Annotated in this window: 18 protein-coding genes; 12 read left to right on the forward strand and 6 right to left on the reverse strand. The window is 61.1% G+C overall.

The features are described 5' to 3' along the window. Positions 1–3 precede the first annotated feature (3 nt). The gene (gatC, locus tag BLU52_RS02665; protein WP_007976465.1) at positions 4–291 is read right to left on the reverse strand and encodes an Asp-tRNA(Asn)/Glu-tRNA(Gln) amidotransferase subunit GatC; all 288 of its coding nucleotides are present in this window, start codon (positions 289–291) and stop codon (positions 4–6) included. Positions 292–502: 211 nt separating this feature from the next. Here gatC and mreB point away from each other — a divergent pair, with 211 nt between their 5' ends. From mreB to tldD, 8 genes are all read left to right on the forward strand, one after another. Then, the gene (gene mreB / locus BLU52_RS02670; RefSeq protein ID WP_002555108.1) at positions 503–1,540 is read left to right on the forward strand and encodes a rod shape-determining protein MreB; all 1,038 of its coding nucleotides are present in this window, start codon (positions 503–505) and stop codon (positions 1,538–1,540) included. A gap of 189 nt (positions 1,541–1,729) precedes the next feature. Beyond that, positions 1,730–2,782: a rod shape-determining protein MreC gene (gene mreC / locus BLU52_RS02675; RefSeq protein WP_408003554.1), complete on the forward strand. Its 1,053-nt coding sequence runs from the start codon at positions 1,730–1,732 to the stop codon at positions 2,780–2,782. Further along, entirely contained in the window at positions 2,782–3,273 is a 492-nt protein-coding gene (gene mreD / locus BLU52_RS02680) for a rod shape-determining protein MreD (RefSeq protein WP_090281766.1), read from the forward strand. The genes mreC and mreD overlap by 1 nt, the downstream gene beginning before the upstream one ends. A gap of 37 nt (positions 3,274–3,310) precedes the next feature. Then, entirely contained in the window at positions 3,311–3,907 is a 597-nt protein-coding gene (locus tag BLU52_RS02685) for a Maf family protein (RefSeq protein ID WP_090281767.1), read from the forward strand. A gap of 58 nt (positions 3,908–3,965) precedes the next feature. Further along, the gene (gene rng, locus BLU52_RS02690; protein WP_090281768.1) at positions 3,966–5,423 is read left to right on the forward strand and encodes a ribonuclease G; all 1,458 of its coding nucleotides are present in this window, start codon (positions 3,966–3,968) and stop codon (positions 5,421–5,423) included. Between the two features lie 75 nt (positions 5,424–5,498). Next, entirely contained in the window at positions 5,499–9,302 is a 3,804-nt protein-coding gene (locus BLU52_RS02695) for a YhdP family protein (protein WP_090281769.1), read from the forward strand. 58 nt (positions 9,303–9,360) lie between these two features. Beyond that, complete coding sequence (locus tag BLU52_RS02700) at positions 9,361–10,221, forward strand: carbon-nitrogen hydrolase family protein (RefSeq protein ID WP_090281770.1); 861 nt, start codon at positions 9,361–9,363, stop codon at positions 10,219–10,221. A gap of 4 nt (positions 10,222–10,225) precedes the next feature. Next, a complete protein-coding gene (tldD, locus tag BLU52_RS02705; RefSeq protein ID WP_090281771.1) occupies positions 10,226–11,668 on the forward strand; it encodes a metalloprotease TldD in 1,443 nt (480 codons plus the stop codon). Between the two features lie 51 nt (positions 11,669–11,719). On the opposite strand, the gene yjgA is transcribed toward tldD, so the two are convergent. Beyond that, positions 11,720–12,244 (reverse strand): ribosome biogenesis factor YjgA, encoded by a 525-nt coding sequence (gene yjgA, locus BLU52_RS02710; RefSeq protein WP_090281772.1) that lies wholly within the window; start codon positions 12,242–12,244, stop codon positions 11,720–11,722. 102 nt (positions 12,245–12,346) lie between these two features. Between yjgA and pmbA the strand changes: the two genes are divergently transcribed. The 4 genes from pmbA (at position 12,347) to BLU52_RS02730 (ending at position 15,910) form a co-directional block, all read left to right on the forward strand. Beyond that, the gene (gene pmbA / locus BLU52_RS02715; RefSeq protein ID WP_197677951.1) at positions 12,347–13,699 is read left to right on the forward strand and encodes a metalloprotease PmbA; all 1,353 of its coding nucleotides are present in this window, start codon (positions 12,347–12,349) and stop codon (positions 13,697–13,699) included. Between the two features lie 232 nt (positions 13,700–13,931). Then, complete coding sequence (locus tag BLU52_RS02720; RefSeq protein WP_090281774.1) at positions 13,932–14,372, forward strand: hypothetical protein; 441 nt, start codon at positions 13,932–13,934, stop codon at positions 14,370–14,372. A 1-nt stretch (position 14,373) separates the two neighbouring features. Beyond that, positions 14,374–14,985 carry a superoxide dismutase gene (locus BLU52_RS02725; protein WP_090281775.1) on the forward strand — a complete coding sequence of 204 codons (612 nt, stop codon included), beginning with the start codon at positions 14,374–14,376 and terminating at the stop codon, positions 14,983–14,985. Between the two features lie 31 nt (positions 14,986–15,016). After that, positions 15,017–15,910, forward strand: coding sequence for a ZIP family metal transporter (locus tag BLU52_RS02730; RefSeq protein WP_090281776.1), 894 nt, complete (start codon positions 15,017–15,019; stop codon positions 15,908–15,910). 35 nt (positions 15,911–15,945) lie between these two features. Here the strand turns inward: BLU52_RS02730 and BLU52_RS02735 are convergent, their stop codons facing one another. The 4 genes from BLU52_RS02735 to hpf are packed head-to-tail and all read right to left on the reverse strand — an operon-like array spanning position 15,946 to position 17,881. After that, the gene (locus tag BLU52_RS02735; RefSeq protein ID WP_090281777.1) at positions 15,946–16,221 is read right to left on the reverse strand and encodes an HPr family phosphocarrier protein; all 276 of its coding nucleotides are present in this window, start codon (positions 16,219–16,221) and stop codon (positions 15,946–15,948) included. Between the two features lie 15 nt (positions 16,222–16,236). Further along, positions 16,237–17,094: an RNase adapter RapZ gene (gene rapZ / locus BLU52_RS02740; protein ID WP_090281778.1), complete on the reverse strand. Its 858-nt coding sequence runs from the start codon at positions 17,092–17,094 to the stop codon at positions 16,237–16,239. A 2-nt stretch (positions 17,095–17,096) separates the two neighbouring features. Beyond that, a complete protein-coding gene (gene ptsN, locus BLU52_RS02745; protein WP_090281779.1) occupies positions 17,097–17,561 on the reverse strand; it encodes a PTS IIA-like nitrogen regulatory protein PtsN in 465 nt (154 codons plus the stop codon). An 11-nt stretch (positions 17,562–17,572) separates the two neighbouring features. Then, positions 17,573–17,881 (reverse strand): ribosome hibernation-promoting factor, HPF/YfiA family, encoded by a 309-nt coding sequence (gene hpf, locus BLU52_RS02750; protein ID WP_090281780.1) that lies wholly within the window; start codon positions 17,879–17,881, stop codon positions 17,573–17,575. Between the last annotated feature and the right edge of the window lie 19 nt (positions 17,882–17,900).

Consider the following 17,900-nt stretch of genomic DNA (forward strand, 5'->3'; position numbering starts at 1 on the left):
CCTTTAGTCGATGACTTTCGGAACCAGATACAGGCCGTTTTCGACCGCTGGTGCGATGGACTGGTAGGCCTCGCGGTTATTGGTCTCGGTCACAACGTCGGCGCGCAGGCGCTGACTGGCTTCCAGCGGGTGGGCCAGAGGCTCGATTCCGTCGGTATTAACAGCCTGCATTTCGTCGACCAGACCGAGAATGCTGTTGAGGGCGGAAGTAATGTGTGGAAGATCGGCATCATTGAGGCCAAGGCAGGCCAGATGAGCGATTTTTTCCACGTCGGAGCGTTCTAGCGCCATCGGGATTCTCCTGTGGAAAACAGAACGGACGGCGTCCGTGTGTTAGATTGTCGGAACACTACCGCACTTCTACGGTCATAAGGCCGCGATTGTGGGGCTTGGTGCACAGAAAAGCGGCCAATTTAACATATTGGCGCCTTGCCCAAAATCCCTGTCGTTGTTAGAGTTTGCCGCACTTTTTTACCCACGCGTTGCCTAGGGTCCCTTTCCCATGTTCAAGAAACTGCGTGGCATGTTTTCCAGCGATCTTTCCATTGACCTGGGCACTGCCAACACCCTTATTTACGTGCGCGAGCGCGGTATCGTCCTGAATGAGCCATCGGTTGTGGCCATTCGGACACACGGTAACCAGAAAAGTGTCGTCGCTGTCGGCACCGAAGCCAAGCGCATGCTCGGCCGTACGCCGGGCAACATTGCTGCCATTCGTCCGATGAAAGACGGCGTGATCGCCGACTTCAGCGTCTGCGAAAAGATGCTGCAATACTTTATCAACAAGGTTCACGAAAACAGTTTTCTGCAGCCCAGCCCTCGTGTGCTGATCTGCGTTCCATGCAAATCCACCCAGGTTGAGCGTCGCGCCATCCGTGAATCGGCCCTCGGTGCCGGTGCCCGGGAAGTATTCCTGATCGAAGAGCCGATGGCCGCTGCCATCGGTGCCGGCCTGCCGGTGGAAGAAGCACGCGGTTCGATGGTGGTCGATATCGGTGGCGGTACCACTGAAATCGCATTGATCTCCCTGAACGGCGTTGTTTATGCCGAATCCGTACGTGTGGGCGGCGACCGTTTCGACGAAGCGATCATCACCTACGTGCGTCGCAACTACGGCAGCCTGATCGGTGAATCCACCGCTGAGCGCATCAAGCAGGAAATCGGCACGGCCTACCCGGGCGGCGAAGTTCGCGAAGTCGACGTTCGCGGTCGCAACCTGGCCGAAGGCGTTCCTCGCGCATTCACCCTGAACTCCAATGAAGTGCTGGAAGCTCTGCAAGAGTCGCTGGCAACCATCGTTCAGGCCGTGAAAAGCGCGCTGGAGCAGTCGCCGCCGGAACTCGCGTCCGACATCGCCGAGCGTGGCCTGGTGCTGACCGGTGGTGGCGCGCTGCTGCGTGACCTCGACAAGCTGCTGGCGCAGGAGACGGGTCTGCCGGTGATCGTTGCCGAAGATCCGCTGACCTGCGTTGCTCGCGGCGGTGGCCGTGCGCTGGAAATGATGGATAAGCACACCATGGATCTGCTTTCGAGCGAGTAAGTTGCCGATCGCAATACGTGGGTGAACGCACAGGCAGCACTTTGCAGTGCTGCCTGTTGGCGTTTATCTTCTGTCAGTCTTCATCCAGGCCGGTTTGATGCCGTATGAATAAACAGAACATTTGCCTGGGAGGAGCGGCTTATTAAACCGCTTTTCACCAAAGGCCCTTCGTTGGGCGTGCGCCTGTTGGTGCTGGCCGTGCTGTCGGTCGCGCTGATGGTGGTCGATGCACGTTTCGACCTGCTCAAGCCCGCGCGTAAACAAGCGTCGCTGGTGCTCATGGATGCCTACTGGATCACCGATCTGCCCGGCAGATTGTGGGAAGGGGTCGCCAGTCAGTTCGGCAGCCGCACCGAGCTCGTCGCCGAAAACGAAAAACTCAAGACCGAAAACCTATTGCTGCAGGGGCGCATGCAAAAGCTTGCCGCCCTGACCGAGCAGAACGTTCGGCTGCGCGAGTTGCTCAATTCCTCTGCGCTGGTCAATGAAAAGGTCGAAGTGGCCGAGCTGATCGGCATGGACCCCAACCCCTTCACCCATCGCATCATCATCAATAAAGGTGAGCGCGATGGCGTGGTCCTCGGTCAGCCGGTGCTCGATGCGCGCGGGCTGATGGGCCAGGTGGTTGAGTTGATGCCCTACACCTCGCGTGTATTGCTGTTGACCGACACCACCCACAGTATTCCCGTACAGGTCAACCGCAACGGTCTGCGAGCGATTGCCAGCGGCACCGGCAACCCGGAACGTCTGGAGTTGCGCCATGTCGCCGACACTGCGGATATCAAGGAAGGCGATTTGCTGGTCAGCTCTGGCCTCGGTCAGCGATTCCCGGCCGGTTACCCAGTGGCCACGGTGAAGGAAGTCATCCACGATTCCGGCCAACCGTTCGCGATTGTCCGTGCCGTGCCGACCGCCGCGTTGAATCGCAGCCGCTACCTGCTGCTGGTGTTCAGCGACAGCCGCACCGCCGAAGAGCGCGCCAACGAAGCCGCCCAGGCTCAGGAACAGCTCGATGCCCACGGTGGCGGTCCGGCGTTGCCGGTCAACATACCCAAGCCCTTGATCATGGCCACACCGGCGGCCCCGGCTGCTGCGCCTGCCAGCGAAGCGGCAGCGCCCGCAGCCGCGCCTGCCGCCACACCTGCCAAGCCTGCGGCGAGCAAACCGCCCGCCGCCGCCAAACCACCGGCCGCGACAAAGCCACCGGCGAAACCGCCAGCCACCACCGGGGGACGAGAATAATGGTCGGGGCCAAAGCTTCGGGGAATGGCTGGATGATCTGGCTGACGTTCGTCATCGGCATCCTGCTCAGTGTGTCGCCGTTGCCGATTTTCATGGAAATCCTGCGCCCGCTCTGGCTGGCCTTGCTGGTGACGTTCTGGGCGTTGTACATGCCGCACACGGTCGGCATGGTCACGGCGTTCTGTCTGGGCCTGGCCGAAGACGTGCTGCAAGGCGATCTGCTCGGGCAGAACGCGCTGATCCTCACACTCATTACTTTCCTGGTGCTGTCGTTGCAGCAGCGTCTGCGCATGTTTCCGATGTGGCAGCAGTGCCTGGTGATCCTGGTGATTTTCGGTCTCGCGCAATTGGCCCAATTGTGGCTCAGCGCCCTGACCGGCAACCGCCAGCCAACCCTCGCCCTGGTCTTGCCGGCGTTGGTCAGTGCCTTGCTCTGGCCGTGGGTCAGTTTCGCCCTGCGCGGATTGTGCCGACGCTACAGAATTTATTGAGCCGGTGAAGCAGGGCACTGAACAGGGAGATGTTTTGATGAAGCCGCTTTACCTCGCCTCCGGATCGCCGCGCCGGCGTGAATTGCTCACGCAGATTGGCGTGGCATTCACCGCCATCAGCGCGGACATCGACGAAACCCCTTTAGCCGAAGAATCGCCCTCGGCCTATGTCGAACGCCTCGCACGCGGCAAGGCTGAAGCCGGGCGCCGCAGCGTTGTGTCCGCTCAGAGCTTTTGCGTGTTGGGTGCCGACACCGCTGTGGTGCTCGACGGCAAAATTCTTGGCAAACCGGTGGACGAAGCCGACGCATGCGCCATGCTGATGATGTTGTCCGGCAGAGAGCATGAAGTGCTGACCGCCATCGCCGTGCTCGAAGGCGAACGCTGCGAGTCGCGGGTGGTGCGCAGTCTGGTGCGCTTTCGCCCGATCAGCCGCGAGGAAGCCGCCGCCTACTGGGCCAGCGGCGAACCGCGAGACAAGGCAGGCGGTTATGGCATTCAAGGCCTCGGCGGGGTGTTCGTCGCCGGCCTCAATGGCAGCTACTCGGCCGTGGTCGGTCTGCCCGTTTGCGAAACCTGCGAGGTGTTGGGCCATTTCGGCATACCCTGTTGGCAAAACCTGAGCGCGTCATAAGCGTCGTACCCATCCAGATGCGGCCATTATCGTGAACATGCCTGAACGAGATCCTGCCATGAGTGAAGAGATTCTGATCAACATCACGCCGATGGAGTCGCGCGTGGCGGTGGTCGAAAACGGTGTGCTGCAAGAAGTCCACGTTGAGCGCACGCAAAAACGCGGGATCGTCGGCAACATCTATAAAGGCAAGATCGTGCGGGTATTGCCGGGCATGCAGGCCGCATTCGTCGATATCGGGCTGGACCGTGCGGCATTCATTCATGCTGCAGAAATTTCCCTGCGCGAAGGCCCGGCGGTCGAGAGCATCAGTTCGCTGGTGCACGAAGGCCAGAGCCTGGTGGTGCAGGTGACCAAAGACCCGATCGGTTCCAAAGGTGCGCGCCTGACCACGCAACTGTCGATCCCGTCGCGCTATCTGGTGTACATGCCACGCACGGCCCATGTGGGCATCTCGCTGAAAATCGAAGACGAAGCCGAGCGCGAACGCCTCAAGCAGGTGGTCAGCGACTGCGTGGCCAAAGAAGGCATCAAGGAAGCAGGCGGCTTCATTCTGCGTACCGCGGCCGAAGGTGCCGGCGCTGATGAAATCCTTATGGACATCCGCTACCTGCGACGCCTGTGGGACCAGATCAACGAACAGATCAAAACCATCTCCGCGCCGAGCGTGATCTACGAAGACCTCGGCCTCGCGTTACGGACCCTGCGCGATCTGGTCAATCCAAAGATAGAAAAGATCCGCATCGATTCCCGGGAAACCTTCCAGAAAACCACTCAGTTCGTCGCTGAACTCATGCCGGAAATCGCCGATCGTCTGGAACATTATCCGGGCGAACGACCGATTTTCGATCTGTACGGCGTTGAAGACGAAATCCAGAAAGCCCTCGAGCGCAAGGTGCCGCTGAAATCCGGCGGCTATCTGGTGGTCGATCCGGCAGAAGCGATGACCACCATCGACGTCAATACCGGGGCGTTCGTCGGCCACCGGAATCTCGAAGAAACCATTTTCAAGACCAACCTCGAGGCGGCGACCGCGATTGCCCGGCAACTGCGCCTGCGCAATCTGGGCGGGATCATCATCATCGACTTCATCGACATGGAAGATGAAGAGCACCAGCGCCAGGTGCTGCGTACGCTGGAAAAGCAGCTGGAGCGTGATCACGCCAAGACCAATATCATCGGGATCACCGAGCTGGGCCTTGTGCAAATGACCCGCAAGCGCACCCGCGAAAGCCTCGAGCAAGTGCTCTGCGAGCCGTGCAGCAGTTGTCAGGGCCGGGGCAAACTGAAAACCGCGGAAACCATCTGTTACGAGATCTTCCGCGAGATCCTGCGTGAAGCCCGCGCCTATCAGGCCGAGGGCTATCGGGTGCTGGCCAATCAGAAAGTGGTTGATCGCCTGCTCGACGAAGAATCCGGTAACGTCGCCGAGCTTGAAGGTTTCATTGGCCGCACCATACGCTTCCAGGTGGAAACCATGTATTCCCAGGAACAATATGACGTGGTGCTGCTCTGAACCCCTGCATCACCCTTAATCCAACGCGGCTGGCCTCAGCTTTTCGCAGTATTTTTGCCATGGGAGCCACCTGACATGGAGCGTCTGACACGCATTCTGGCCGCACTCACCCGTTGGGGGCTGGGCCTGTGCGCGTTGGTTCTGGTGTTGATGGCGTTGTATGTCAGTCTCGGCCGCGAACTGACCCCCCTTGTGGCCGAATACCGTACCGATATCGAAGACAAGGCCAGTGCTGCCCTCGGCATGCCGTTGCAGATCGGTGAGCTGGAGGGCAACTGGAGCGGTTTTGCGCCGATCCTGCTGGCGCATGACGTGATGGTCGGCAGCGGCGCCAATGCGCTGCGTCTGGACCGGGTCCGCGCGGTGCCGGATCTGTGGGCCAGTCTGCTCGCCCGCGAAGTACGCATCGCGCATCTTGAATTCAATGGCCTGAAGATCAGCCTCAAGGAAGGCGAAGACGGCCGGTGGGCGCTGGAAGGCCTGCCGGTGCACAACGATCAGCCGTTCGATGCCGCGCAACTGTTCCAGCGTTCGCAGATGATTCAGCAGCTGTCGATCCTCGACAGTCAAGTCACCCTGCAACCGCTCGATCACCCGCCGATGACCCTGACCTATGTCGGGTTCAATCTGAAGACCGGCGCCAGTCGCCAGCGTCTCGATGCGCGCCTGACCTTGCCGGACGGCCAGCCTGTGGCGCTGAACCTGCGCATGCGGCTGCGGCCCGATCAATGGCAGAACAGCACGGTCGACGGTTACGCCAGCCTGCCGCAGAGCGATTGGTCGAAGTGGCTGCCCGAGCGTCTGACCCAACAATGGAATTTTTCCGAGATCAAGGCCGGCGGCGAGCTCTGGGTGAACTGGGCCGAGGGCACCCTGCAAAGCGCGGCGTTGCGCCTGAATGCCCCGCAAATCACCGGCGCCTACGCCGAGCGCAAGCCGATCCAGATCAACAATCTGGCGCTCAACGCCTACTACCGCAACAGCGCCGAGGGCGCGAGCGTGATCCTCGATTCGCTGGCGATGAGCTTCGGCGAAACCCGTTGGGAATCGCGCGTGCAGGTGCAGCAGACCCGCGCGACCGACAAGGTCGAAGAGCTCTGGCATTTGCAGGCCGATCGCCTCGACCTGACGCCGATCACCCCGATGCTGAACGCGCTGGGGCCGTTGCCGCAGGGTTTCGCCACGGTGGTCGAGCGGCTCAAGGTGACTGGCGGCTTGCGCAATGTCCTGCTGGACTTCCGCCCGAACGCCACCGACGGCACTAAATTCGGTTTCGCCGCCAACCTCGATAATGTCGGTTTCGATGCCTATCACGGCGCACCGGCGGCGCGAAATGTCAGCGGCAGCCTGAGCGGCAATCTCGACGGCGGCGAGTTGCGTCTGGACAGCAAGGACTTTGTCCTGCACCTCGACCCGATCTTCGCCAAGCCCTGGCAATACCTGCAAGCCAACGCGCGGCTGACCTGGAAACTCGACAAGGACGGTTTCACCCTGATCGCGCCGTACCTGAAGGTGCTGGGCGAGGAGGGCAAGATCGCCGGTGACTTCCTGATTCGCCTGCACTTCGACCACAGCCAGGAAGACTACATGGACCTGCGTGTCGGTCTGGTCGAAGGCGACGGCCGTTACACCGCTAAATATCTGCCGGCAGTTCTCAGCCCGGCGCTCGACGAATGGTTGCGCACGGCGATTCTCAAAGGCGCGGTCGATCAGGGCTTTTTCCAGTATCAGGGCTCGCTGAGCAAGAATGCCGGGGAAGCCGATCGCAGCATCAGTCTGTTCTTCAAGGTGCACGATGCCGAACTGGCCTTTCAGCCGGGCTGGCCACATGTGAGCAAGGTCAGTGGCGATGTGTTCATCGAGGACAGCGGCGTGCGGATCTGGGCCGACAAAGGCCAGTTGCTGGACACTCAGGTCAGCGATGTCTTCGTCAATATTCCCCATGTGCCGGCGGGGCAAAACACCCACCTGTTGCTCGATGGCGCATTTGCCGGTGGTCTGGGCGACGGGCTGAAAATACTGCAGGAAGCGCCGATCGGCACTGCCGACACGTTTGCCGGTTGGGAAGGCGCGGGTAATCTTACCGGCAAGCTCAAACTCGACGTGCCGCTGGCCAAGGGCGAGCAACCGAAGATCCTTGTCGACTTCAAGACCGCCAACGCCCGCCTGAAACTGGCCGAGCCGAAACTGGAGCTGACGCAACTCAAAGGCGATTTCCGCTTCGACAGCGCCAAAGGCCTGAGCGGGCAGAACATCGCTGCGCGGGCGTTCGACAAACCCGTCACCGCGCAGATATTCGCCGATGGCAGCCCCGGCAAGCTCAAGACCCGGGTCGCTGCGACGGGGCAGGTCGAAGTCAGGAAACTCACTGACTGGCTGGGCGTGACCCAGCCGTTGCCAGTGTCCGGGACGATTCCCTATCAGTTGCAGTTGAATCTGGACGGCGTCGACAGTCAGTTGATGGTCAGCTCGAATCTCAAAGGCGTGGCGGTGGATCTGCCGGCGCCGTTCGGCATGGCGGCGGATGTCGGGCGCGACACGGTATTTCGCATGACCTTGCAGGGGCAGGAGCGGCGTTATTGGGTCAATTACGATCAACTGGCCAACTTCACCTTTGCAGCGCCGCCGAGCAATTTTGCCGAGGGCCGTGGCGAGTTGTTCCTCGGTGCCGGCGAAGCCGTGCTGCCGGGCGCCAAAGGCTTGCGCGTTCGTGGCGTGCTGTCGGAACTGGACGTCGCGCCCTGGCAGGATCTGGTCAACCGGTACGCCGGGCAGGATCCGGGCGGCAGCGCCAAGCAATTGCTCAACAGCGCTGACTTCAAGGTCGGCAAGCTCACGGCAATGGGCACAACTCTGGATCAGGCATCGGTTCAGCTCAATCGCAAGTCTGCGGCATGGAATCTGGCCCTCGACAGTCAGCAGGCCAAAGGCACGGCGAGCCTGCCGGACGCCAAAGGCGTGCCGATCGCGGTCAATCTGCAATACGTGAAACTGCCGGCGCCGGACCCGGCGGTACAGGCTGACGAAAATGCGCCTGATCCACTGGCTTCGGTCGATCCGACGAAAATTCCGGCGCTGGATATCACCCTCAACCAGTTGTTCCTTGGGCCCGATCTGGTCGGTGGCTGGTCGCTGAAAATTCGCCCGACCGCCAAGGGCATCGCCCTGAACAATCTCGACATGGGCCTCAAGGGCATTCTGTTGCAAGGCAATGGTGGCTGGGAAGGCGCGCCGGGTTCCACCAGCAGTTGGTACAAGGGGCGTATCGGCGGCAAGAATCTCGCCGACGTGCTCAAGGGCTGGGGTTTTGCGCCGAGCGTGACCAGCGAAGAGTTCCACATGGACGTCGACGGCCGCTGGCCGGGTTCGCCGGCCTGGCTGGCGACCAAGCGTTTCTCCGGGACGCTGGATGCCTCGCTGAACAAGGGCCAGTTTGTCGAAGTAGAAGGCGGTGCACAGGCCCTGCGGGTGTTCGGTCTGCTCAACTTCAATTCGATCGGCCGCCGTCTGCGCCTGGACTTTTCCGACCTGTTCGGCAAAGGCTTGAGTTATGACCGGGTCAAAGGCCTGCTGGTGGCAAACAATGGCGTATATGTGACCCGTGAGCCGATTCGCCTGACCGGCCCGTCGAGCAACCTCGAACTGGACGGTACCCTCGATCTGGTTGACGACAAGGTCGATGCGAAATTGCTGGTGACCTTGCCGGTGACCAACAACCTGCCAATTGCCGCGTTGATTGTCGGCGCACCGGCAGTCGGCGGTGCTTTGTTCCTGATCGACAAACTGATCGGCGACCGTGTAGCGCGCTTCGCCAGTGTCAAGTACACGGTCAAAGGCCCATGGAAAGAGCCGAAAATCACTTTCGACAAGCCTTTTTGAACGGCCCGGCCTTGAAACGATGGAGTAGCATGGCCAAATACCTCGTTGGGAGTTCGCCATGTCTTTATCGGTGATTCAAATGGTCAGCCAGAGTGACGTGCTGGTCAATCTGGCTCAGGCCCGGCGCCTGCTCGAACAGGCCGCGGCCGGCGGCGCGAAGCTGGCGGTGCTGCCGGAGAACTTCGCGGCGATGGGCCGTCGCGATGTCGCTGATATCGGTCGCGCCGAAGCGCTGGGCGAAGGGCCGATCCTGCCATGGTTGAAACAGACCGCGCGCGACCTCACCTTATGGATAGTGGCCGGCACGTTGCCGTTGCCGCCGGCGAATCAGCCGACGGCCAGGGCGCATGCCTGCTCGCTGCTGATCAATGATCAGGGCGAAATCGTTGCCCGCTACGACAAGCTGCACCTGTTTGATGTGGATGTCGCCGACAATCGCGGACGTTACCGCGAATCCGATGACTATGCTTATGGCGGCAATGTAGTGGTGGCCGACACGCCGGTAGGACGGCTTGGTCTGACGGTGTGTTACGACCTGCGTTTCCCCGAGCTGTACAGCGAATTGCGTGCGGCCGGTGCCGAACTGATCAGCGCACCGTCGGCGTTCACTGCGGTGACCGGTGCGGCGCATTGGGAAGTGTTGATTCGCGCGCGGGCCATCGAGACGCAGTGTTATCTGTTGGCTGCGGCGCAGGGTGGGACTCACCCGGGGCCGCGGGAAACCTTCGGCCATGCAGCGATCATTGACCCATGGGGACGTGTGCTGGCCAGTCAGGATCAAGGCGAAGCGGTGTTGTTGGCCGAACGCGACATTAATGAACAAGCGTCCATCCGGGCGCGCATGCCGGTGACGAATCATCGGCGGTTTTTCTCGCAGGGCGCTCAGCGGCCTGCTTCAGAACACGAATTTAAGGCGTAAACCCATGAGCGAGTTGTTGTCCTCAGTCAGTGATCACCTGTTGGCGCCCGGCGGCGTGACGATCGAGAGCCTGCAAGGCGTGCTTGGCGATCTGGCCGGCCCCGGCATCGATGCCGCCGATCTGTATTTCCAGGGCCAGATTTCCGAGTCCTGGGCGCTGGAAGACGGCATCGTCAAGGAAGGCAGCTTCAACCTCGACCAGGGGGTCGGCGTACGTGCGCAGTCCGGTGAGAAAACCGGTTTCGCCTACAGCAACGCGATCACCCTCGAAGCCCTTGGCGCCGCTGCCCGTGCGGCGCGCTCGATCTCCCGCGCCGGGCAGAACGGCACGGTGCAGGCGTTCAGCACTCAGGATGTCGCGCAACTGTACGCTCCGGACAATCCGCTGGAAGTGCTCAGCCGCGCCGAGAAGGTCGAGCTGCTCAAGCGTATCGATGTGGCTACGCGCGCGCTCGATCCGCGTATCCAGCAGGTCAGCGTGAGCATGGCCGGGGTCTGGGAGCGGATTCTCGTGGCGTCCACTGACGGTGGCCTGGCCGCTGATGTGCGGCCGCTGGTGCGCTTCAACGTCAGCGTCATCGTTGAGCAGAACGGCCGTCGCGAGCGCGGTGGGCATGGTGGTGGCGGGCGTACCGACTACCGCTATTTCCTCGGCGAAGACCGCGCCATGGGCTACGCCCGTGAGGCGCTGCGTCAGGCGCTGGTCAATCTGGAAGCGATTCCGGCACCGGCCGGCACCCTGCCGGTGGTGCTGGGTTCAGGCTGGTCCGGCGTGCTGCTGCACGAGGCGGTCGGTCATGGCCTGGAAGGCGATTTCAACCGCAAGGGCAGTTCGGCCTACAGCGGGCGCATGGGCGAAATGGTTGCGTCGAAGCTGTGCACCATCGTCGACGACGGTACTTTGAGCGGCCGCCGCGGATCGCTGAGTGTCGACGACGAAGGCACACCGACCGAGTGCACCACGCTGATCGAGAACGGCGTGCTCAAGGGTTACATGCAGGACAAGCTCAACGCGCGTCTGATGGGCGTGGCCCGCACCGGTAACGGTCGTCGCGAGTCCTACGCGCATCTGCCGATGCCACGCATGACCAACACTTACATGCTCGGCGGCGAAAGCGATCCGGCGGAAATCATTGCCTCGGTGAAAAAAGGCATCTATTGCGCCAATCTCGGCGGCGGTCAGGTTGACATCACCAGCGGCAAGTTCGTGTTTTCCACCAGCGAGGCGTACTTGATCGAGGACGGCAAGATCACTGCGCCAGTCAAAGGCGCGACGTTGATCGGCAACGGTCCCGAGGCGATGAGCCGGGTGTCGATGGTCGGTAATGATCTGGCGCTGGACAGCGGTGTCGGCACGTGCGGCAAGGATGGGCAATCGGTGCCGGTGGGTGTTGGCCAGCCGACGCTGAAAATCGATGCGATCACCGTGGGTGGCACGGGCGCATAAGAAGTGATGGAGCCTCGGGTGGCGCGCAGGGCGGCCACCCGGTGGCGAAGATCAGCGCAGGCCGCGTTGAGTTTCGTCCAGCTCACGGATGTACTTGAAGATCTTGCGGCTGGAAGCAGGAGGTTTGTTTTGCGCAACCTCGTGCTGAGCCTGACGGATCAGGGAACGCAATTGCTGGCGATCGGCGTCCGGGTACTCGACGACGAATTTCTCCAGCACGGCGTCATCGCCGCCGATCAGGCGGTCGCGCCAGCGTTCGAGATTATGGAAGCGCTCGTTGTACTGACGGGTCGAGGCATCCAGTTGATCGAGCAAGGTCAGAATCGCGTCAGTGTCCTGATCGCGCATCAGTTTGCCGATGAACTGCAAGTGCCGTTTACGCGCGATGTTCGCGGTGTGCTTGGGCGCATCGGCCAGCGCCCGGCGCAGAGCGTCGGTCAATGGCAGTTTTGCGATCAAGTCAGGCTTGAGTGTGGTCAGGCGCTCGCCGAGGTCAACCAGAGCATGCAGCTCGCGTTTGACCTGAGATTTGCTTTTTTCTCCCGTATCGAGGGAGTCGTCGTAAGAATCAACCATGGTGGCCGTCCGCAAAGAAACGCCGCCATGATAACCAGTCGGGGGCCGCTTGTCCGGCCCGGTCGCTCGATGGCCCCAGCCGAAAGCAGAATTTGAGTGGAGATGAGCATGAGTGCAGTTCAAAGCGTCGGCCCGCAGGCATTGCCGGCACTGCAGGAACAGGTCGAGCAGATCATCGCCGAAGCCAGGCGTCAGGGCGCCAGTGCCTGCGAAGTCGCAGTGTCGCTGGAACAGGGTTTGTCGACCTCGGTGCGCCAGCGTGAAGTCGAAACGGTCGAGTTCAACCGTGATCAGGGCTTTGGCATCACCTTGTACGTCGGCCAGCGCAAGGGCTCGGCCAGCACCTCGGCGACCGGCCCGGACGCCATTCGCGAGACCGTCGCCGCCGCGCTGGCAATCGCCAAACACACCTCCGAAGACGAAGCCTCGGGCCTTGCCGATGCGGCGCTGATGGCCAGGGAACAGCACGATTTCGATCTGTTCCACGAATGGGACATCACCCCCGAGCAGGCGATCGAGAAGGCCTTGCTGTGTGAAGCGGCAGCATTCGATGCCGACGCGCGCATCAAGAACGCCGACGGCACCACCCTCAGCACCCATCAGGGCTGCCGCGTGTACGGCAACAGCCACGGCTTCATCGGCGGTTACGCTTCGACCCGGCATAGCCTGAGTTGCGTGATGATTGCCGAGGCTGACGGGCAGATGCAGCGTGATTACTGGTATGACGTCAATCGTCAGGGCACGCTGCTGGCCGATCCGGTGAGCATCGGCCAAAAAGCCGCGCAACGGGCGGCGAGCCGTCTTGGCGCGCGTCCGGTGCCGACTTGCGAGGTTCCGGTGCTGTTTTCCGCCGAACTGGCCGGTGGCTTGTTCGGCAGCTTTCTCTCGGCGGTGTCCGGCGGCAGTCTGTATCGCAAATCGTCCTTCCTCGAAGGCACGCTGGGCCAGAAGCTGTTCCCGGAGTGGATGACCATCGACGAGCGTCCGCATCTGATGCGCGCCATGGGCAGCGCTTCGTATGACGGTGACGGTCTGGCGACCTACGCCAAACCGTTCGTCGAGAACGGCGAATTGGTCTCCTATATTCTCGGTACTTATTCCGGCCGTAAACTGGGTATGCCGAGCACGGCAAACGCGGGTGGCGTGCACAACCTGTTCGTCACCCATGGCGATGAAGACCAGGCGGCGCTGTTGAAACGCATGGGCCGCGGACTGCTGGTCACCGAGCTGATGGGCCATGGTCTGAACATGGTCACCGGCGATTACTCGCGTGGCGCGGCAGGTTTCTGGGTCGAGAACGGTGAAATTCAGTTCGCCGTGCAGGAAGTGACCATCGCCGGCAACATGCGCGACATGTTCAAGCAGATCGTTGCCGTCGGTAATGATCTGGAGCTGCGCAGCAACATTCGCACCGGTTCGGTGTTGATCGAGCGGATGACCGTCGCGGGTAGCTAAACCCCGGTCCGCTAAGCGAAAAGGCGCGTCATCCGCACTGGATGACGCGCCTTTTTTATTGCTCTCGCCACAGACCCGTTGTGGGAGCGAGCATCTCCATAGCTGACACGCTTGTGTTGCGTCTTATTATCATTTAATAATCAATCCCATCTGGTCGTTGGAAGAGCTACTCAACCCCTGGAAGCTCACCGCCGGCGGCGTGTAAACCCCGCAATCGCTTTGGAGGCTCACCATGGAGCACTGGAAACGCACGATCGAACGGGCCAATCGCTGCTTCATGCTCGGCGAATTGATCGACGCCCGTGAGGCCTACCTGCAAGCGCTGGCCCTGGCGCAAGTGTTGTTCGAGCGCTGGGCGGACGCCGACGAAGCGGTGGCGGCTTGCGTCATCTCCCACCACAACCTCGCGGATCTGCACCTGCGTCTGAATCAGCCCGAGGAGAGCGCCGAATATATGTGCGCCATCCATCAGCGGCTGCTGCAGACCATGCAGGACGAACGGCTGCGCCCGGCCCTGCGGGAAGCAGCATTGCGTCAAAGCAGCAAGACCTACGTCGAGCTGCTGAATTTCATCAGCGAGCACGGCGAATACCCGCGCACCCAACGCCTGCTGCACCCGGATACCGGCAATGCACGCCGCGCGCCTGCTTCACACCACTATGGAGTCCACTGAAATGGCTTTTACCTTGCCTGTCTTGCCTTATGCCTACGATGCCCTGGAACCGCATATCGATGCGCAGACCATGGAAATCCACTACACCAAGCATCACCAGACTTACATCAACAACCTCAACGCTGCAGTAGAAGGTACGGAATATGCCGAGTGGCCGGTGGAGAAACTGGTCGCCAGCGTCCAGCAACTCCCGGAAAAACTGCGGGCGGCGGTGATCAATCAGGGCGGCGGTCACGCCAACCACTCGCTGTTCTGGGAAGTCATGGTGCCAGGCGGTGGCGGCAAGCCGGATGGCGCGCTGGCCAAGGCTATCGATGCGCAACTGGGTGGCCTCGACAGTTTCAAGGAAGCGTTCACCAAAGCGGCGCTGACCCGTTTCGGCAGTGGCTGGGCCTGGCTCAGCGTCACCCCGGAGAAGAAACTGATCGTCGAAAGCAGCGGCAATCAGGACAGCCCGCTGATGAACGGCAACACGCCGATTCTCGGTCTCGATGTCTGGGAGCACGCCTACTACCTGCGCTACCAGAACCGCCGCCCGGAATACATCAATGCGTTTTACAACGTGATCAATTGGCCCGAAGTCGCGGCGCGCTATCAGGCCGCACTGGTTTAAGCCTTCTATAAAAAAACATCCAGGGCAGATTATGGGCACGGAGACACTGGCGACTGGCAGTGGGCGAATGTTTCGTTACGCAGTGGGATCGCTGTTGCTGTTGGCGGGCATGACCTTGCTGGTCGCTCACGGGTTGCAATGGCTGAATCTGGAACCGCGCCTGCTGCGTGCATTGCAGGGCGGCGCTCTGTGCGCCCTGGGCACGGCGCTTGGCGCGGTGCCGGTGCTGGTCATCCGGCGGATGCCGCAGGCGCTCAGCGACACCTTGCTGGGGTTTGGCGCCGGGGTGATGCTGGCGGCAACCGCGTTTTCGCTGATCGTGCCGGGCATCGCGGCCGCCGAAGGTCTCGGTCTGACCCCTTGGGGCGCCAGTGGCCTGATCTGCTTCGGCATCCTGCTCGGCGCGTTTGGCCTGTATCTGGTCGATCGCAAGGTTTCCGGCGCTTCTCCTGAAATGCTCGTTGGCACCCTCGAGCGCCCGGTGATCCCGCCGCGGATCTGGCTGTTCGTTTTTGCCATCATTGCTCACAACATTCCGGAAGGCATGGCCGTCGGCGTGTCCGCCGGCGGCGGCATGCCGGATGCCGACAGCCTGGCCATGGGCATCGCTTTGCAGGATGTGCCGGAAGGTCTGGTGATCGCACTGGTATTGGTTGGGGCGGGGATGTCACGGGTGAGGGCGTTTCTGATCGGCGCGGCGTCAGGTCTCGTCGAACCGGTGTTTGCACTGCTTTGCGCGTGGCTCGTCAGTGTGGCGCAGGTGTTGCTGCCATTGGGGCTGGCGCTGGCGGCCGGGGCGATGTTGCTGGTGGTGACCCACGAAGTGATCCCGGAGTCGCGACGCCATGGTCATGACAAATTCGCGAGTCTGGGTTTGCTGATCGGGTTTTGTCTGATGATGGTGATGGATACCGCGTTGGGTTGAGTTGTCGCGACGAGGAATGCTCCGTCGCAAAAGGCTTATTCACCCTCATCGAAGTAGTTGTTGATCAGCGCCACCAAGGCGTCCATGGCTTCCTCGGCTTGTTCGCCTTCGGTGCTCAAATGAATTTTGGTGCCCTTGCCTGCCGCGAGCATCATCATCGCCATGATGCTTTTACCATCGACCGTGGTCTCGGGTGTACGGCCTACTCTGATCGTAGTCTCCGGAAACTTGCCCGCCACGCCGACAAACTTGGCAGACGCTCGGGCATGCAAACCGAGTTTGTTGATGATTTCGATTTCACGAGCAGGCATCGCGGTGTGGATCCTTTAGGTGAGGTCGCGGTGGCGGACCTGGACGTTTTTCAAGGTTTTCTGCAGGGCCTGACCCAGACGTTCGGTCAGGTAGACGGAGCGGTGATGCCCGCCGGTACAGCCAATGGCAACGGTCACATAGGCGCGATTACTGGCAGCAAAGCGCGGCAGCCACTTGTGCAGGTAGGCGTAGATGTCCTGGTACATTTCCTCGACATCCGGCTGTTGCGCCAGATACTCGGCAACCGGTGCGTCGAGACCGGACTGCTCGCGCAACTCCGGCTTCCAGTACGGATTGGGCAGGCAGCGAACGTCGAAGACCAGATCCGCATCCACTGGCATGCCGCGCTTGAAGCCGAATGATTCGACCAGAAACGCCGTACCCGGCTCAGGCTGATTCAGCAGGCGCAACTTCAAAGTGTCGCGCAGCTGGTACAAGTTGAGATGAGTGGTGTTGATCTTCAGGTCAGCCAGGTCGGCGATCGGGCCGAGCAGGGCGGTTTCATCGTGAATCGCCTCGGCCAGTGAACGATTGGCGTTGCTCAACGGATGGCGACGGCGCGTCTCGGAAAAACGCTTGAGCAGGGTCTCTTCGTCGGCGTCCAGGTACAGCACATCGCACTGGATATGCTTGGCACGCACCACTTCGAGCAATTCGGGGAAACGCGACAGATGACTCGGCAGATTGCGTGCATCGATCGACACCGCGACGAGCGGCTGCGCCAGTTCGGTGTGGATCAGCGCACGTTCGGCCAGTTCCGGCAGCAAACCGGCCGGGAGGTTGTCGATGCAGTAGTAGCCGTTGTCCTCGAGGACATTCAGCGCGGTACTCTTGCCCGAGCCCGAGCGGCCACTGACGATGATCAAGCGCATGATTAATGCCCGTTCTGCTCGTCCAGTACAACCTGGTACAAGGCTTCGTTGCTTGGCGCGCTGCGTAGTTTTTCACGCACTTCCTTGCGGTCGAGCATGCTGGCGATCTGGCGCAGCAGTTCCAGGTGCGCATCGGTGGCAGCTTCCGGGACCAGCAACACGAACAGCAGGTCGACCGGGGCGCCATCGATGGCGTCGAAATCAATCGGTGCTTCGAGGTGCAGCAGGGCGCTGACTGGCCCTGCGCAGCCCTTAAGGCGGCAGTGGGGGATGGCGATGCCGTTGCCAAAACCGGTGGAACCGAGTTTTTCACGGGCGACCAACGCCTCGAAGACATCCTGCATCGCCAGATCCGGCACTTCGCGGTGGATCAGGTTGGCAATCTGTTCGAGGGCTTTTTTCTTGCTGCCGCCCGGCGCGTTCACTTGGGAACGGCCGGGGGTCAGGATGGTTTCAAGTCGGATCATGGATGAGGGTGTTAACGACCGGTCGCGCCCTGGAGGAGGCTCTGGGTCTTTTCCTTATGCTTTTTGAGTTGGCGATCCAGCTTGTCGGTCAGCAGGTCAATGGCGGCATACATGTCGTCGTGCTCGGCATTGGCGACTACTTCTCCGCCGGGAATATGCAACGTGGCTTCGATTTTCTGCTTGAGCTTCTCGACATTCAATATGACTTGCACGTTGGTGATCTTGTCGAAATGCCGCTCCAGCCGGTCGAGTTTCTCGCCGATGTAGGTGCGCAGAGGTTCGGTCACTTCCAGTTGGTGTCCACTGATGTTGACTTGCATACAGCTTCTCCTTCGTTGC

This window comes from Pseudomonas granadensis, from assembly GCF_900105485.1.
In the GTDB taxonomy this organism is placed as follows: Bacteria; Pseudomonadota; Gammaproteobacteria; order Pseudomonadales; family Pseudomonadaceae; genus Aquipseudomonas; species Aquipseudomonas granadensis.

What these genes read in the sequence shown, in the direction of transcription:
- gatC (WP_007976465.1), bottom strand. Translation starts at nt 291, where the DNA reads ATGGCGCTAGAACGCTCCGACGTGGAAAAAATCGCTCATCTGGCCTGC.
- rng (WP_090281768.1), top strand. Translation starts at nt 3,966, where the DNA reads ATGAGTGAAGAGATTCTGATCAACATCACGCCGATGGAGTCGCGCGTG.
- BLU52_RS02735 (WP_090281777.1), bottom strand. Translation starts at nt 16,221, where the DNA reads ATGCCTGCTCGTGAAATCGAAATCATCAACAAACTCGGTTTGCATGCC.
- ptsN (WP_090281779.1), bottom strand. Translation starts at nt 17,561, where the DNA reads ATGATCCGACTTGAAACCATCCTGACCCCCGGCCGTTCCCAAGTGAAC.
- yjgA (WP_090281772.1), bottom strand. Translation starts at nt 12,244, where the DNA reads ATGGTTGATTCTTACGACGACTCCCTCGATACGGGAGAAAAAAGCAAA.
- BLU52_RS02700 (WP_090281770.1), top strand. Translation starts at nt 9,361, where the DNA reads ATGTCTTTATCGGTGATTCAAATGGTCAGCCAGAGTGACGTGCTGGTC.
- BLU52_RS02730 (WP_090281776.1), top strand. Translation starts at nt 15,017, where the DNA reads ATGGGCACGGAGACACTGGCGACTGGCAGTGGGCGAATGTTTCGTTAC.
- mreB (WP_002555108.1), top strand. Translation starts at nt 503, where the DNA reads ATGTTCAAGAAACTGCGTGGCATGTTTTCCAGCGATCTTTCCATTGAC.
- hpf (WP_090281780.1), bottom strand. Translation starts at nt 17,881, where the DNA reads ATGCAAGTCAACATCAGTGGACACCAACTGGAAGTGACCGAACCTCTG.
- tldD (WP_090281771.1), top strand. Translation starts at nt 10,226, where the DNA reads ATGAGCGAGTTGTTGTCCTCAGTCAGTGATCACCTGTTGGCGCCCGGC.
- BLU52_RS02725 (WP_090281775.1), top strand. Translation starts at nt 14,374, where the DNA reads ATGGCTTTTACCTTGCCTGTCTTGCCTTATGCCTACGATGCCCTGGAA.
- BLU52_RS02720 (WP_090281774.1), top strand. Translation starts at nt 13,932, where the DNA reads ATGGAGCACTGGAAACGCACGATCGAACGGGCCAATCGCTGCTTCATG.
- BLU52_RS02695 (WP_090281769.1), top strand. Translation starts at nt 5,499, where the DNA reads ATGGAGCGTCTGACACGCATTCTGGCCGCACTCACCCGTTGGGGGCTG.
- BLU52_RS02685 (WP_090281767.1), top strand. Translation starts at nt 3,311, where the DNA reads ATGAAGCCGCTTTACCTCGCCTCCGGATCGCCGCGCCGGCGTGAATTG.
- pmbA (WP_197677951.1), top strand. Translation starts at nt 12,347, where the DNA reads ATGAGCATGAGTGCAGTTCAAAGCGTCGGCCCGCAGGCATTGCCGGCA.
- mreD (WP_090281766.1), top strand. Translation starts at nt 2,782, where the DNA reads ATGGTCGGGGCCAAAGCTTCGGGGAATGGCTGGATGATCTGGCTGACG.
- rapZ (WP_090281778.1), bottom strand. Translation starts at nt 17,094, where the DNA reads ATGCGCTTGATCATCGTCAGTGGCCGCTCGGGCTCGGGCAAGAGTACC.